The sequence below is a fragment of the Streptomyces caelestis genome, from assembly GCF_001279005.1.
Lineage (GTDB): Bacteria > Actinomycetota > Actinomycetes > Streptomycetales > Streptomycetaceae > Streptomyces > Streptomyces heliomycini.
The window spans coordinates 86,469-101,327 of record NZ_LGCN01000002.1 but is presented as its reverse complement, the minus strand read 5'-3'; the positions used below and the strand labels follow the sequence as shown (position 1 = coordinate 101,327).

The 14,859-nt window shown below is 73.8% G+C and carries 13 protein-coding genes; 4 read left to right on the top strand and 9 right to left on the bottom strand.

Going from position 1 to position 14,859, the window contains the following annotated elements; genetic code table 11:
* Nucleotides 1-10: 10 nt before the first annotated feature.
* On the top strand, nt 11-472 hold the full coding sequence (locus ADK41_RS01930; RefSeq protein ID WP_030825762.1) for a MaoC family dehydratase: 462 nt from the start codon (nt 11-13) through the stop codon (nt 470-472).
* Here the strand turns inward: ADK41_RS01930 and ADK41_RS01925 are convergent.
* The 3 genes from ADK41_RS01925 to ADK41_RS01915 all read right to left on the bottom strand — a co-directional run bounded on the left by ADK41_RS01925 (nt 463) and on the right by ADK41_RS01915 (nt 2,677).
* On the bottom strand, nt 463-1,107 hold the full coding sequence (locus ADK41_RS01925; RefSeq protein WP_030825760.1) for a TetR/AcrR family transcriptional regulator: 645 nt from the start codon (nt 1,105-1,107) through the stop codon (nt 463-465). The two genes, ADK41_RS01930 and ADK41_RS01925, sit on opposite strands and share 10 nt — an antisense overlap.
* Nucleotides 1,108-1,178: 71 nt before the next feature.
* Entirely contained in the window at nt 1,179-1,466 is a 288-nt protein-coding gene (locus ADK41_RS01920) for a YiaA/YiaB family inner membrane protein (RefSeq protein WP_030825757.1), read from the bottom strand.
* 59 nt (nt 1,467-1,525) lie between these two features.
* Entirely contained in the window at nt 1,526-2,677 is a 1,152-nt protein-coding gene (locus ADK41_RS01915; RefSeq protein ID WP_030825754.1) for an acyl-CoA dehydrogenase family protein, read from the bottom strand.
* Between the two features lie 104 nt (nt 2,678-2,781).
* Here ADK41_RS01915 and ADK41_RS01910 point away from each other — a divergent pair, with 104 nt between their 5' ends.
* The 3 genes from ADK41_RS01910 (at nt 2,782) to ADK41_RS01900 (ending at nt 5,361) form a co-directional block, all read left to right on the top strand.
* Nucleotides 2,782-3,423, top strand: a complete 642-nt coding sequence (locus ADK41_RS01910; RefSeq protein ID WP_030825751.1) for a TetR/AcrR family transcriptional regulator — start codon at nt 2,782-2,784, stop codon at nt 3,421-3,423.
* A gap of 151 nt (nt 3,424-3,574) precedes the next feature.
* Nucleotides 3,575-4,297: an ArsR/SmtB family transcription factor gene (locus ADK41_RS01905; protein ID WP_030825748.1), complete on the top strand. Its 723-nt coding sequence runs from the start codon at nt 3,575-3,577 to the stop codon at nt 4,295-4,297.
* A 65-nt stretch (nt 4,298-4,362) separates the two neighbouring features.
* Nucleotides 4,363-5,361, top strand: coding sequence for a DMT family transporter (locus tag ADK41_RS01900; RefSeq protein ID WP_051843144.1), 999 nt, complete (start codon nt 4,363-4,365; stop codon nt 5,359-5,361).
* On the opposite strand, the gene ADK41_RS01895 is transcribed toward ADK41_RS01900, so the two are convergent.
* The 6 genes from ADK41_RS01895 to ADK41_RS01870 all read right to left on the bottom strand — a co-directional run bounded on the left by ADK41_RS01895 (nt 5,358) and on the right by ADK41_RS01870 (nt 14,805).
* A complete protein-coding gene (locus tag ADK41_RS01895; RefSeq protein ID WP_030825742.1) occupies nt 5,358-6,443 on the bottom strand; it encodes a Zn-dependent alcohol dehydrogenase in 1,086 nt (361 codons plus the stop codon). The genes ADK41_RS01900 and ADK41_RS01895 overlap by 4 nt on opposite strands.
* Nucleotides 6,444-6,459: 16 nt before the next feature.
* Entirely contained in the window at nt 6,460-7,848 is a 1,389-nt protein-coding gene (locus ADK41_RS01890; protein WP_030825739.1) for an aldehyde dehydrogenase family protein, read from the bottom strand.
* A 106-nt stretch (nt 7,849-7,954) separates the two neighbouring features.
* A complete protein-coding gene (locus tag ADK41_RS01885; protein ID WP_030825736.1) occupies nt 7,955-9,301 on the bottom strand; it encodes an ABC transporter ATP-binding protein in 1,347 nt (448 codons plus the stop codon).
* Between the two features lie 428 nt (nt 9,302-9,729).
* Complete coding sequence (locus ADK41_RS01880; protein ID WP_030825733.1) at nt 9,730-10,959, bottom strand: MFS transporter; 1,230 nt, start codon at nt 10,957-10,959, stop codon at nt 9,730-9,732.
* Between the two features lie 37 nt (nt 10,960-10,996).
* Nucleotides 10,997-12,442: a CitMHS family transporter gene (locus tag ADK41_RS01875; protein ID WP_324604889.1), complete on the bottom strand. Its 1,446-nt coding sequence runs from the start codon at nt 12,440-12,442 to the stop codon at nt 10,997-10,999.
* Nucleotides 12,443-12,540: 98 nt separating this feature from the next.
* Nucleotides 12,541-14,805: a molybdopterin oxidoreductase family protein gene (locus ADK41_RS01870; RefSeq protein WP_030825728.1), complete on the bottom strand. Its 2,265-nt coding sequence runs from the start codon at nt 14,803-14,805 to the stop codon at nt 12,541-12,543.
* Nucleotides 14,806-14,859: the final 54 nt, after the last annotated feature.

Below are 14,859 nucleotides of genomic sequence, written 5' to 3'. Positions count from 1 at the left end.
AGGCCGGGACATGGCAGAGCCGAGGATCTTCACGTCCGTCGACGACCTGAGGGCGGCGGTGGGCGAGCAGCTGGGGTACACCGACTGGCTGGAGGTCGACCAGAAGCGGATCAACCTGTTCGCCGAGGCCACCGGGGACCACCAGTGGATCCACGTCGACCCGGAGAAGGCCGCGGCGGGACCGTTCGGGACGACCATCGCGCACGGTTACCTGACGCTGTCGCTGCTGCCGCTGTTCGGCCCGCAGCTGATCTCCGTCGAGGGCGTGAGGATGGGCGTCAACTACGGCACCAACAAGGTGCGCTTCCCCGCGCCGGTCCCGGTCGGCTCGCGGGTGCGCGCCACCGCGACGATCACCTCCGTCGACGAGGTGCCGGGCGGCGTCCAGGTGGCCACGGCGTTCACCGTGGAGCGCGAGGACGGCGACAAGCCGGTGTGCGTGGCCGAGTCGGTGGCCCGCTACTACCTCTGAGCGGGGCCGGCCTCCCCGGCCCCGACCATCCGGAGCACGAGGTCGGCGTAGAGCGCGCCGACCTCCTCGGGGGTGCGGGGGCCGTCGACGTTGAACCAGCGGGCCACGTCGATGCACAGGGAGAGCACCGCGAGCGTGGTGCCCTGGACGTCGATGACGTCGAACTCGCCCGAACGCACGCCCTCCTCGATGAGCCCGCGCACCTCGGCGTCGACCTGCCGGCGCAGTCCGAGGATCTCGGCGCGGGCCTCGGGACCGAGCGAGTCGAGCTCGTACTGCACGACCCTGGCGGTGGTGCGGCCCCCCGCGTGCCAGCGGACGAAGGAGCTGACCGCCTCGGCGAGCCGCCGGGTCGGGGTGCCCTCGGCGCGGGCCGCCGTGCGCAGGATCGCGACGGCCTTCTCGTGGCCGATCCTGCTGATGCGGTGGAGCAGCTCTTCCTTGGTCCTGTAGTGGATGTAGAGCGCGGCCGGGCTCATCCCGGCGCGGCCCGCGATGTCGCGGGTCGTCGTGGCGTGGTAGCCGCGCTCCGCGAACGCCTCCACGGCGGCGAGCAGCAACCGCCGGGCCGCGTCGGGCGTGACCTCACCCCACGGCTGCGCCTCGGCGCCGGCCGTCTCCTCCGCCGTACTCATCGCTCACCTCATTCGCTGGCAGGGCCACCACCATACCGGCAAGGGTGAGCGCTCGCTTAGCGTGCCCGTCGTCACAGCTTCTGCAGCGGGTCGTGCTCGGCGAGCAGCTTCTCCAGGCGGGCCTGGTCGACCCGGTTGACGATCTGCCCGGCCTCCTGGCGGTCGCGGACGACCTTGGCCAGGGTGAAGGCGGAGGTGACGAGGTACAGGACGGCGATGCCCAGGAAGGCGCGGACCCAGGCGTCGGTGTCGAGGTTGAAGATGCCGACCGCGGTGGCGCCCATGGCCACTGCGAAGGACGCGACGGCCTGGCCGTGGAAGGCGGCCGTGCTCTGCTGCTTGACCGGTGTGTCGCTCATGGGGACCAGCATCGGCGGATGTGGCCGCGGCCACATCCGCTCGGGTACTCAGAGCGTACTCAGAACGCCGAGACCCCGGTCAGCGCACGTCCGATGACCAGCTTCTGGATCTGGCTGGTGCCCTCGTAGAGGGTCATCACGCGCGCGTCGCGCAGGAGCTTGCCGGCCGGGTACTCGTCGATGTAGCCGTAGCCGCCGAAGACCTGCAGGGCGTTGTTGGCGGCGCGGACCGCCGCCTCCGAGGCGAAGAGCTTGGCCTTGGAGGACTCGACGGCGAAGGGCCGGCCCCGGTCGATCAGGTCGGCCACCCGCCAGGTGAGCAGCCGGGCCGCGTCGACGTCCACGGCGATGTCGCTGATCAGTTCCTGGACGAGCTGGTGCCGGGCGATGCTCTTCCCGAACTGCTCCCGCTCCCCCGCGTACCGCACGGCCGCGTCCAGGGCGGCCTGCGCTATGCCGACGCAGCCGGCCGCGACCGACATCCGGCCCTTGGCGAGGGCGGACATGGCGACCGAGAAGCCCTTGCCCTCCTCGCCCAGCATCGCGGAGGCGGGCACGCGCACGTCCTCGAGGACCAGTTCCGCGGTGGCCTGGCCGCGCAGGCCGAGCTTGCCGTGGACGGCGCGGCGGGTCAGGCCGGGGGTGTCGGCGGGGACGAGGAAGGCGGAGACGCCCTTGTGGCCGGGGGCGTCGGTCGAGCGGGCGAAGAGCAGGACGACGTCGGCCCAGGTGCCGTTGGTGATGAACATCTTGGTGCCGTTGACGACGTACTCGTCGCCGTCGCGCACCGCGCGGGTGGTGAGGTTCCCGGCGTCGGAGCCGGTGCCCGGCTCGGTGAGGCCGAAGCAGCCGACGTGCTCCCCGGAGGTGAGGCCCGGCAGCCAGGCGCGCTTCTGCTCCTCGCTCCCCCAGGCGGCGATCGTCTTGGCGACCAGGCCGAGGGAGACGGAGACGATGCCGCGCACGGACGAGTCGCCGCGGCCCAGTTCCTCGGTGACCAGGCAGTACGCGAGGTGGTCGCCGCCGCTGCCGCCGTACTCCTCGTCGATCGTCAGCCCCAGGAAGCCGACCCCGCCGAGCTTCTTCACGATGCCGCGGTCGACCTCCTCGGCGCGGTCCCAGGCGGTGGCGTGGGGCGCGACCTCGCGCTCCACGAAGTCCCGGGCGAGCCGGCGGACGGCCTCCTGCTCCTCGCTGAGCTCCAGGTTCATACCGAGTCACTCCATGGGGGATCCGCTTGCCGTGCACGTCCGGAAGACCGTGCACCCTTAAATTAGCACTGCTAGTTTACTGTCGCGGTCCTACTATGTGCGCCATGGCCCGACCGCGCAAGCCCTTGCTCAGCACCGACCGGATCGTCGGTACGGCCCGTGCGCTGGTGGACGCGGAGGGCCTCGCGGCCGTCTCCACGCGCCGGCTCGCCGCGGAACTGGGGGTGAGCGGGCCCTCGCTCTACAACCACTTCCGCACCAAGGACGAGATCCTGGAGGCGGTGGCCGACTCGGTGAGCGCGCTGGTCGACCTGTCGATGTTCGAGGACGGCCGGGACTGGCGGACCGCGCTGCACGACTGGGCGGTCTCCTACCGGGCCGCGCTGCGCGACCACCCGAACATCGTCCCGGTCCTGGCCCGCGGCCCCGGCCGCCGTCCGGCGGCGCTGCGGCTGGCCGACGCGGTCTACGGCGCGATGGTCGCGGCCGGCTGGCCGCCCGCGCAGGCCACCTCCATCGGCGCGCTGATGCGGTACTTCATCATGGGCTCCGCGCTCGGCTCCTTCGCGGGCGGCTTCGTGGACGACGCCAGCGCCTACGACCCCGCCGACTACCCGCACCTCGGGCAGGCCCATCTGCTCGCCGAACAGCAGGAGAAGGTCGACGAGCGGGCCTTCGAGGCGGGACTCACGGCGCTGCTGGACGGGCTGGCACTGCAGTACGAGCAGGCGCGGACCGGCGCCTGAGCGCTCCGCCGGGAGCGCGGCGATGCGCCGTCGATCGTCCGCGGCGCCTTCGTGGCCGGTCGCGCCCGCGCGGCGGTGGCCGCACGACGGCACGGTCCCGTGCGCCTTGAGGGCGCGGACGCTTCGGCGGGGGCCGAAGTGTCCGTGCCGCATGCTGGAGGGCATGACCACCAGGGATCCCCGGGCTGCCGGTCTCGCGCGGCTCGCCGCGCTGGCCGCCGACGAGACGCGGGCCGCGTGCCTGCTGGCGCTGCTGGACGGGCGGGCCTGGACGGCGGGCGAGCTGGCCCGGCACGCCGGTGTCGCCGCCTCCACACTGAGCGAGCACCTGGGCAAACTGGTCGCGGGCGGGCTGCTGGCCGAGGAACGGCAGGGGCGGCACCGGTACGTACGGCTGGCCGACGCGCGGGTCGCGCAGCTGGTGGAGGACCTGGCCGCGCAGGTGTCCCCGGCTGCCGCCGAGCGCCCGCGCACGCTGCGGCAGGCGGGCGCCGGGTCCGCCATGGCCCGCGGGCGGACCTGCTACGACCATCTCGCCGGGCGGCTCGGCATCGCCGTCACGGACGCCTTCGCCGCGCGGGGGCTGCTGCTCCGGGACACCGGGTTCGCGCTCACGGACGCGGGTGTGCGCTGGTTCGCCGCGGCGGGCATCGGCCTGGACCGCCGCGGACGGCGACCGCTGGCCCGCGCCTGCCTGGACTGGACGGAACGCCGCCCCCATCTCGCCGGAGTGGCCGGCGCGGCCCTGTGCCGGCACGCCCTGGAGACGGGGTGGTGCGTGCGCATCGGCTCCGAGCGGGCGGTGAAGGTGACGGAGGCGGGCGAACGCGCGCTGTCCGGACTGCTGGGGATCGACGCGGGGGCCCTCCGGTGACGGCCGGGCCCCGTCCGGGATCCGCGAACATCCCACCCCTCGACCCTTCTGACCTCAGGAGCACGATGCGCACCCCCGTCCCTCACCCCGCCCGTCGCACGGAGGTGCTCGCGGCCTGCGCGGCCGGTGCCACCGTCGTGCTGTGGGCGTCCGCCTTCGTGTCCATCCGCAGCGCGGGGGCCGCGTACTCGCCGGGGGCGCTCGCGCTCGGACGGCTGCTGGCCGGCGCGCTGACGCTGGGGGTGATCTGTCTGCTGCGGCGGGAAGGGCTGCCGCCCCGGCCGGCCCGGCGCGGGATCCTGATATCGGGGGTGCTCTGGTTCGGGTTCTACATGGTGGCCCTGAACTGGGGCGAGCAGCTGGTCGACGCCGGCACGGCGGCGCTGGTGGTGAACACCGGGCCGATCCTCATCGCGCTGCTCGGGGCCCGGCTGCTCGGGGACTCGGTGCCGCCGAGGCTGCTGGCGGGGATGGCCGTGTCGTTCGCCGGTGCGGTGACTGTGGGACTGTCGATGTCCGGCGGGGGCGAGTCCTCGGTGCTCGGGGTGGTGCTGTGCCTGCTGGCGGCCGTGGCCTACGCGGGCGGGGTGGTCGCGCAGAAGCCGGCGCTGGGCGCGGCGAGCCCGCTGCAGGTGACGACGTACGGGTGCCTGGTCGGGGCGGTGGCCTGTCTGCCGTTCGCCGGGCGGCTCGTGGAGGAGGCCGCCGACGCGCCCGTCTCCGCCACGCTCGACATGGTCTATCTGGGCGTCTTCCCGACCGCCCTGGCCTTCACCACCTGGGCCTACGCACTGGCCCGTACGACCGCGAGCCGGATGGGCGCGACGACGTACGCGGTGCCCGCGCTGGTCGTGCTGATGTCATGGCTGGCGCTCGGCGAGGTGCCGGGCCCGCTCACGCTGGTGGGCGGTGCCCTGTGTCTCGCCGGCGTGGCGGTGTCCCGGTCCCGGTCGGGGGCGGCGGCGCGGGCGGCCGCGCCCCCGGGCGCCCGGGAGGAGACCGCCCGCGAGTCCGGCCGGGGGCCGGTCGTCCGGACCCGGGCGAGATCCGGACGACGTCCCTAGAAGACCACCAGGGCCCGTCCGCCCTTGCCCGCCAGCATGGTGTCGAAGGCGGCCGGGATGCCGTCCAGGGCGATGTGTTCGGTGACCAGGGCTCCCGGGTCGAGACGGCCGGCCCGGATGTGTCCGGCGAGGACCGGGAGGTCGCGGGCCGGGTCGGAGTCGCCGTAGACGCAGCCGGAGAGGGTGCGGCCCCAGTGGAAGATCTCCAGGGCGTTGAACGTGACCTGCTGGTCCTTGCCGCCGATGCCGACGACCGTGGTGCGTCCGCCGCGCCGGGTGGACTCCCAGGCCGTGCGGATGGCGGTCGCGCGGCCGACGCACTCCACGGCCGCGTCCACCCCCTCCCCGCCGGTGAGGGCGCGGATCTCGCGGGCCGTGGTGTCGGAGGCGACGAGGTAGTCGGTGGCGCCCGCGGACCGGGCCAGCTCCTCCTTCCGCGGGGAGACGTCGACCGCGACGATCGTGGACGCGCCCGCGATCCGGGCCGACTGGAGCGCCGCGAGGCCCACTCCCCCGACACCGAACACCGCGACCGTCTCCCCCGGGCGCACCTTCGCGGAGTGGTGCACGGCGCCGTAGCCGGTGAGCACCGCGCAGCCCAGCAGCGCGGCGTCGGTGAGCGGGACGCCGTCCGGGGCGGGCAGCACGCAGGAGGCGGACACCACCGTCTCCTCGGCGAACGCGGCGACGTTCAGCCCCGGGTACAGGTCGGTGCCGTCGTCGGCGCGGCGGGCGTGCACCTCGGCGGCCCCGGCCAGGGCGCCCGCGCACAGCCAGACCTCGCCGCGCGCGCAGGCGGGGCAGGCGCCGCAGGAGGGCGCCCAGTTGAGGACCACGCCGTCGCCGGGCGCGACATGGGTGACGCCCTCGCCGACGGCGACGACCGTGCCGGCGCCCTCGTGGCCGAGGACGGCCGGGACCGGCAGGCGCATGGTGCCGTCGGACAGGGACAGGTCGGAGTGGCAGACGCCGGCGGCGGCGAGCCGGACGCGGACCCGGCCGGGGCCGGGTTCGGGCAGGTCGATCCCGGTGATCTCCAGCGGGGCACCGACGGCGGGCAGGACAGCGGCACGTACGGCCATGGTGGTGACGACTCCCCTAGAACTGGAGGGACTTGGTCTGGAGGTACTCGGTCAGGCCGTGTGCGCCGAGTTCGCGGCCCACACCGGACTGCTTGTAACCGCCGAAGGGCGCGAGGGGGTTGAAGCGGCCGCCGTTGATGTCGACCTGGCCGGTCTCCATGCGGCGGGCGAAGGCCACCGCCTCCGCCTCGTCGCCGGCCCAGACGGCGCCGGCCAGGCCGTAGACGGTGCCGTTGGCGATGCGCAGGGCGTCCTCCTCGTCCGCGTAGCGCAGGACCGACAGGACGGGGCCGAAGATCTCCTCCTGGGCGATGGTCATCTCCGGGGTGACGTCGGCGAAGACGGTGGGGCTGACGTGGTAGCCCCTCTCGTGCGGGGAGTCGGGGCCGCCCGCGACCAGCCGGGCCCCCTCGGCCACGCCCTTCTCGATGTAACCGCGCACGCGTTCCCGCTGGCCGGCGTTGACGAGCGGGCCGATGCGGTCGCCGTACTTCGCGGCGGCGGCCGCGGCGAGTTCCACGGCCTCGTCGTACTGGTCGCGGTGGACCAGCATGCGGGTCCAGGCGCTGCATGTCTGCCCGGAGTTGGACATGACGTTGGCGACGCCGACGTTGACCGCGCGGGCCAGGTCGGCGCCGGGCAGGATGACGTTGGCGGACTTGCCGCCGAGTTCCAGGGCGACCTTCTTCACCATGCCGGTCGCGATCGCGCCGATGCGGCGGCCGACGGCGGTGGAGCCGGTGAAGGAGAGCAGGTCGACGCCCGGGTGCTCGGCCAGGGCCTGACCGGCCACCGGGCCGAGGCCGGTGACGAGGTTGAACACGCCCGCCGGGATCCCTGCCTCGTGCACGGCCCGGGCGAACAGCCGCGCGACCAGCGGGGTGTCCTCGGCCGGCTTGACGACGACGGTGCAGCCGGCCGCGAGGGCGGGGGCGGTCTTGGCGACGATCTGGTGCAGCGGGTAGTTCCAGGGGGTGATCGCGCCGACCACACCGACGGGCTCGTGGAACACCGTCGAGTTGCCCGTCCTCTCCTCGAAGGCGTACGTCGCCGCCAGCTCGGCGTACGAGCCGGTCACGGCGATCGGCACGCCCGCGTGGACGGTCTGCGAGAGCTTCAGGGGCGAGCCGAGTTCGGCGGTCACCGTCTCGGCGATCTCGTCCCGCCGGGCCACCAGCCCGTCCCGCAGCGCGGCCAGCCGGGCGGCGCGCTCGGCGGGCGGGGTGGCGGCCCAGCCGGGAAGGGCGGCGCGTGCGGCGCGCACGGCGGCGTCGACGTCCTCCACGGTGCCCGCGGGGACGGTGGCGATCACCCGTTCGTCGGCCGGGTTCACCACCTCGATCACGTCCGGGCCGGCGGCGGGGCGCCAGGCGCCGTCGATGTACATGCCGTCGTGTGCCTTCATCGCGCTTCCTCCGGGGCGGGGTGTCGGTGTCCGACCGCTCAGTCTCGTGCGAGGTTCTAAACTAGCGGTGTTAGTTTTCCCGCGCCAGAGGTCTCCGCGGCCGGTGTCACTCCTCCAGGTCGGGCAGCCGCGCCGGGTTCGGGCAGATCCGTTCGCCGCTCCGGTCGAAGACGAAGAGATGGGCGAGGTCGACCAGGAGCGGTACCTGCATGCCGTGCCGGAGGCGGATGTCGGGGGTGGTGCGGACGACGAGGTCGCCGGGCACGCGGGGCCCGGCGGGGGCGGAGGCGGGCGCCGGATCCGGCGGTCCGGGCCGGGGCGGCGCCGCCGCCGGTCCCGCGCGCAGCGCGCCGACCCGTTCCCGCAGCCGGTGCAGGGCCGTGCCCTCGCGGCGGCGGCGCCGGTCCGGGCGCTCGGGCCGCGGGTGCGGGGCCTCGAGGTCGGGGACGACGGCGGGGCGGGAGCCGGTGTCGAAGTGGACGAGGACCTCGTGGCCCTGGAACTCCAGGTGCTCCACCAGGCCGGTGAGCGCCACCTCCCCGGTCCGCGCGGCGGACGGCTTGGCGATCCGTACGGCCTCCGGGCGCAGGCCCACGATGACCTCGCGGCCCTGCTGCACCCGCAGCAACCGGTGGTCCGGGGACAGCGGTTCGGGCAGCCGCAGGAACTGTTTGCCGAGGCTGATGGTCATCGCCCCGTCGAGCGGGGCGCGCACCAGGCCGCGCAGCAGGTTGATGCGCGGGGTGCCGATGAACGCGGCGACGAAGACGTTGCCCGGCAGGGAGTACACCGTGCGCGGGGTGCCGACCTGCTGGAGGACGCCGCCGCGCAGGACGGCGACGCGGTCGCCGAGCGACATGGCCTCGGACTGGTCGTGGGTGACGTAGACGGTGGTGACGCCCAGCTCCCGGGTGAGCTGGGAGATCTCGGCGCGCAGCCGGTTGCGGAGCTTGGCGTCGAGGTTGGACAGCGGCTCGTCCATCAGGAAGGCGGAGGGGTGGCGGGCGATGGCCCGGCCCATGGCGACCCGTTGGCGTTCACCGCCGGAGAGCTGGGCGGGGAAGCGGTCGAGGAGGTCCTCGATGCCGAGCATGCGGGCGGTGGCGTCCACGCGCGGGGCCGGGTCGGCGCCGGGGGACTCGATGCGCAGCGGGAAGCCTATGTTGTCGCGGCTGGTCATGCTCGGGTACAGGGCGAAGTTCTGGAACACCATCGCCATGTCCCGGTCGGAGGGGGGCAGGTCGTTGCCGTACTCGCCGTCGAGGAACAGCCGGCCCTCGTCGATGTCCTCCAGTCCGGCGATCATCCGGAGCACGGTGGACTTGCCGCAGCCGGAGGGGCCGAGCAGGACGAGGAACTCACCGGGCGCGATGTCCAGCGACAGCCGGTCCACCACGCGGACGCCTCGCGTGTATGCCTTGCTCACGTCGTGCAGGGAGATGGCGCGTGTCATGAGGGTGCCCCCGGGGCGGATCAGGGCGCTGGTGCTCCGCGTTCGGAACGCCCCGTGCGGGCCGCACGGGGCGCGTGAGTCACGGAAGCTAACGGAAAGTAGCAGCCGGGGGAAGATGCCGGGCGGGATCGGGGCGCTCCGGTCCAGCAGGTGAGAAAGCGGACGTCCGGATTCGACGGGGTGACCGGTGTTCCGCGTCAGTCGTCCCCGCCGCTCCCACTGCCGCCGCTTCCCGAGCGGCCGCCCGGACGACGCAGACGCGTCCCCCGACGGTGAGAACGGCGAGAACGGCGACACCGGACAGGACGAGCAGAAACTTGTGGCCCCCCGCCATGTGTGCACGGCACATGTGCGCACAGCCCGCTTCCCGGGGGCGGCGTGTGTGATCGCGCCGTCCCGCCCGTGCGGACGTGCCCGTCGGACACCGGCTAGCGGGCCGTACGGCGTCGGGGTCGGGCGTCGGCGCCCTTCCGGGCGGACGGCGGGTCCTCCGCCGGCCGGGGCGGGGTGCGCAGGGCGACGCCCGACGCCAGGAACAGCAGGGCGCCGAGCATCACGAACGGGGCCGCCGCACCCGCGGCCCCCGCGATCAGGCCGGCCGCCGCGGGTGCGGCGACCTGGCCCAGGCGGTTGCCGGTGAGGCGCAGGGCGAGGGCGGTGGAGCGGGCCTCGGCGGGGGCGGCCTGGACGACCGTCGTCATGGACAGCGGCTGACCGACGCCCAGGCAGAAGCCGAGGACCGCCAGGACCGGGGCCAGCGCCCAGACCGGCAGCGGCAGCGCGACGCCCGCGCACAGCAGCGCCGCCAGCAGGCAGGTCGCCGTCAGCAGCACCATACGGCCGAGCAGGCGCAGCAGTGGGGTGAGGACCAGCCGGCAGGCGATGGTGGCCGCCGCGCGGAGGCTGAGCAGCAGGCCGACGACGGCCGGGTCGATGCCCCGGTGCTCGCCGACCACCGGGAGGTAGGCCGTGAGGATGTCGGTCGCGGACAGCACGGCCAGGCTGATGAGGATGCCCGCGGGGACGCCCCGGGCCCGCAGGATGCCCCGTACCGGCACCCGTGCGTCCTGTTCCGCACGGGGCTTCGGGGCGCCGGGCCGCTCGATGCGCCACAGCGAGGTGAGCGCGACGGCTCCGCCCGCTCCCGCCACCAGCAGGGCGAGCGCGCTGGTCCGGGCCATGTCCGCGCCGATCAGCGCGCCCGCCGCGATGGGGCCGACCAACTGGCCGAGCGAGGCGCCGATGGTGAAGTGGCCGAAGTTGCGGTCCTGTTCGTGCGGCGCGGACTGGCGGGCGACGAGGGACTGCGCGCCGATGACGAAACAGAGGTGGCCGAGGCCCATCACCCCGCTCCACAGGGCCATCGTCCCCAGTGAGCCGGCCAGGCCGCTCAGCGCGCAGCCGCCGGAGACGAGCACCACGCCGACCGGGAGCAGGGGCGCGCAGCGGCCGTGGTCGGTGCGCCGGCCGAGCGGTACGGCGGCGAACAGCGGCAGCAGCGCGTACACGCCCGCGATCACGCCGATCGCCCGCTCGTCCGCGCCCAGTGCCAGCGCCCGGTAGGAGACGGCGGGCCGGGCCATCGACACCGCCCCCTGCGCGAAGCCGAAGGCGATGACGAGGCGGAGCAGCCAGCCGCGGTTCCCACCGGGCGTCATGATCGGGTCCTTCCTGACGGTGGTCCGGGTGTCCGGATCAGATGGTGCCGAACAGGATTCCGGCCGCGAGGATCACCAGGCAGATCGTGGCCGCCCACTTCACCACGAACCGGGTGTGGTCGCCGAACTCGACCCTGGCCATGCCGACCAGGACGTACACCGCGGGGACGAGCGGGCTGGACATGTGCAGCGGCTGGCCGACGAGGGAGGCGCGGGCCATCTCCAGCGGGGAGACGCCGTGCGCGGCGCCGGCTTCGGCGAGGACGGGCAGGACGCCGAAGTAGAAGCCGTCGTTGGACATGAAGTACGTCAGCGGCAGGCTCAGCACACCGGTGACCAGGGCCATGTGCGGGCCCATGCCGTCGGGGATGACGTCCACCATCCACTCGGCCATGTGGTCGACCATGCCGGTGCCCTGGAGGACGCCGGTGAAGACGGCGGCGGCGAAGACCATGCCGGAGACGTTGAGGACGTTGTCGGCGTGGGCCGCGAGGCGGGCCTTCTGGTCGGGGATGTGCGGGAAGTTGACGGAGAGCGCGAGGGCGGCGCCGAGCAGGAACAGCACCGGGATCGGCAGCACCTCCATGATCATGGAGGTGAGCAGGGCGACCGTGAGCAGCGCGTTGAACCAGTAGAGCCTGGGCCGCAGGGTGGGGCGGTCCGGGTCGAGGCCCTGGAAGTCGTCGTCCTCCTCCGCGTCGGCGTCCGGGCCGGCGCCGGAGCCGCCGGTGGGCCGGGCGCCCTTGCCGGGGCCGCCGGCAAAACCCGCGCCGACCAGCACGGTCTCCGTCTCCTCGGCCTCCTCCTCGACCAGCGCCTCGTCCAGCGTCAGCACGCCCAGCCGCCTGCGCTCGCGCAGCCCGAGCACGTACGCGAGGACGACGACGCCCACCAGGCCGACCAGCAGGGCGGGGATCATCGGGACGAAGATGTCGCCGGCGTCGAGCTTGAGCGCGGTCGCCGCGCGGGCCGTCGGGCCGCCCCAGGGGAGGGTGTTCATCACGCCGTTGGCCATGGCGGCGACACCGGTCATCACGACCAGGCTCATCTTCAGGCGCTTGTACAGCGGATACATCGCCGAGACGGTGATCATGAAGGTGGTGGAGCCGTCGCCGTCCAGCGACACGATCGCGGCGAGCAGCGCGGTGCCGACGACGATCCGCATCGGGTCCGCCCTGCAGAACCGGAGGATGCCGCGGACGATCGGGTCGAAGAGTCCGACGTCGATCATCACACCGAAGTAGACGATCGCGAACATGAGCATCGCCGCGGTGGGCGCGAGGCTGGAGACGCCGTCGATGACGTAGTCGCCGAGGTGGGCGCCCTTGCCGACGAACACGCAGAACAGCGCGGGGATCAGCACGAGCGCCGCGATCGGCGACATCTTCTTCAGCATGATCAGGACCAGGAAGGTCGCGATCATGGCGAAGCCGAGGATGGTCAGCATGAGTGGATACCTAACGTTCGCCCTTGAACATCCCACCAGGGCCGGCGGTGCGTCGACGTTAGGTTCCGTAAAGCGGCGTCAACAAGACGTTCACCTGCGAGCAATAAGCGCAAAACCCCAGGTCACAGCTTTGCTCAGGTCAGAGCGCCGAACGTTTTGGTCACGGCGGCGGCCAGGGGGGCCACTTCGACGGGGACCCCGTTGAGGACGGCGTTGCCCGACAGCGGGTCGAGGAGGCTGCCGTCGAGGAGCTGGTTGACGTTGGCGCCGGGGTCGGCGGCGGCGTGCCGCGTACGGGTGCCGGGCCGGTCGTGGCCCCAGCCGTGCGGCAGGCTCACGACCCCCGGGCGCACACCGTCGGTGACCTCGGCGGGGGCGGTCACCTCTCCCCCGGCGCCCTTGATCCGCACCGGCTGTCCGTCCCGTACGCCGAGGCGTTCGGCGTCCTCGGGGTGGAGGTGCAGGGTGCAGCGGTTGGAGCCGCCGGTGAGGGCGGGCACGTTGTGCATCCAGCTGTTGTTGGAGCGCAGGTGGCGGCGGCCGACGAGGACGAGCCCGGCGGGGCGGTCGTCCAGGGCGGCGCGCAGGCGCGGGAGGTCGGCGGCGATCGGGTCCGGCAGCAGTTCGACCTTGCCGCTGCGGGTCTTCAGCGGCTGGGGCAGTCGTGGGCGCAGGGGGCCGAGGTCGATGCCGTGCGGGTGGGCGAGCAGCCTGTCCAGGGTGAGCCCGTCCGGGTCGGCGCCGAAGCCGTCGCCGTAGGGGCCGAGGCGCAGCATCATGTCGAGGCGCCGTTCGGGGCCGTTCTCACCGGTGAGCAGGGAGGCGAGGTCCTTCGGGTCGCGGCCGTGCACCGGGGAGCGCGGTTCCCGGACCGCCTTGGCGAGGGTCTGGTCGATCACCATGGCGTCCACGGCTTCGGGGTCGGCGCCGTGCATGCCGGTCGCGGCGAGGACGAGCCGGGCCAGGATCTCGGTCTCGGCCATGCGGCCGGGCTCCAGGGGGACGGCGGGGCGGGTGTAACGGACCTGGTTGCGCACGGCGAGGGTGTTGAAGGCGAAGTCGTGGTGCGGGCTCTGCGCGGGCGGGGGCGGCGGCAGGACGACGTCGGCGTGGCGTGAGGTCTCGTTGAGGTACGGGTCGACGCTCACCATGAAGTCGAGCGAGCCGAGCGCCCTGTCGAGCCGGTCGCCGTCCGGGGCGGAGAGCACCGGGTTGGCGGCGACGGCGATGAGGGCGCGTACCGGCTCGCCCTCGTCGGTGGGGGTGTCGATCTCCTCGGCGAGGGCGGACAGCGGCAGTTCGCCCTTGGCCTCGGGGTGCCGGCTCACCCGGGAGTGCCAGCGTCCGAGGGCGAAGCCGCGGCCGGGTCCGGCGGGGCGCGGGGTCTTGTCGGTGGCGGCCTGCGGGAAGAGGGCGCCGCCGGGCCGGTCGAGGTTGCCGGTGAGGATGTTGAGGACGTCGACGAGCCAGCTGGCGAGGGTGCCGTGCGGGACGGTGCAGCTGCCGATGCGGCCGTAGACGGCGGCGGTGGGGGCGGCGGCGAGTTCCCGGGCGAGGGTGCGGAGGGTCTCCGCGTCGACGTCGCAGGCGCCGGAGACCGCTTCGGGTGTGAAGTCCCGCAGCGCGGCGGTGAGTTCGTCGAGTCCTTGGATGTGCGGCGCCCGCTCGCCGAGGTCGGCGAGGCCCTCGTCGAGCAGGGTGTGCGCCATCGCCGCGAGGAGCAGCGCGTCGGTGCCGGGGCGGACGGCGAGGTGCCGGTCGGCGAGGCGGGCGGTGCGGGTGCGGCGCGGGTCGATGACGGTGAGGGTGCCGCCGCGGGCCTTGAGGGCCTTGAGCCGGCCGGGGAAGTCGGGGGCGGTGCACAGGCTGCCGTTGGACTCCAGGGGGTTGGCGCCGATCAGCAGCAGGTGGTCGGTGCGGTCGAGGTCGGGTACGGGGATGGCGTTCGCGTCGCCGAAGAGCAGTCCGCTGGAGACGTGTTTGGGCATCTGGTCGACCGTGGAGGCGGTGAACAGGCTGCGGGTGCCGAGCCCGGCGACGAGGACGGGCGGGTAGAGGGCGCCGGCCACGGTGTGGACGTTGGGGTTGCCCAGGACGAGGCCGACGGCGTGCGGTCCGTGCCGCTCGACGACGGTCCGTATCCCGGCGGCCACGGCGTCGAACGCCTCCGCCCAGGTGGCCTCGCGCAGTTCCCCGTCGACGCGGACGAGCGGGGTGCGCAGCCGGTCGGGGTCGGAGTCGACGGCTCCGAAGGCGGCCCCCTTGGGGCAGACGAAGCCCTTGCTGAACACGTCGTCGCGGTCACCGCGGGCGCCGGTGACCCGGCCGTCGTCGATGGTGAGCGTCAGGCCGCAGGTGGCCTCGCACAAGGGGCAGATACGAAGGGCGGTGCGGGGCACGGGGCCTCCCGGGTACGGCGACTGCGGTGACGCGCGGACGGGCCGAGCATACCG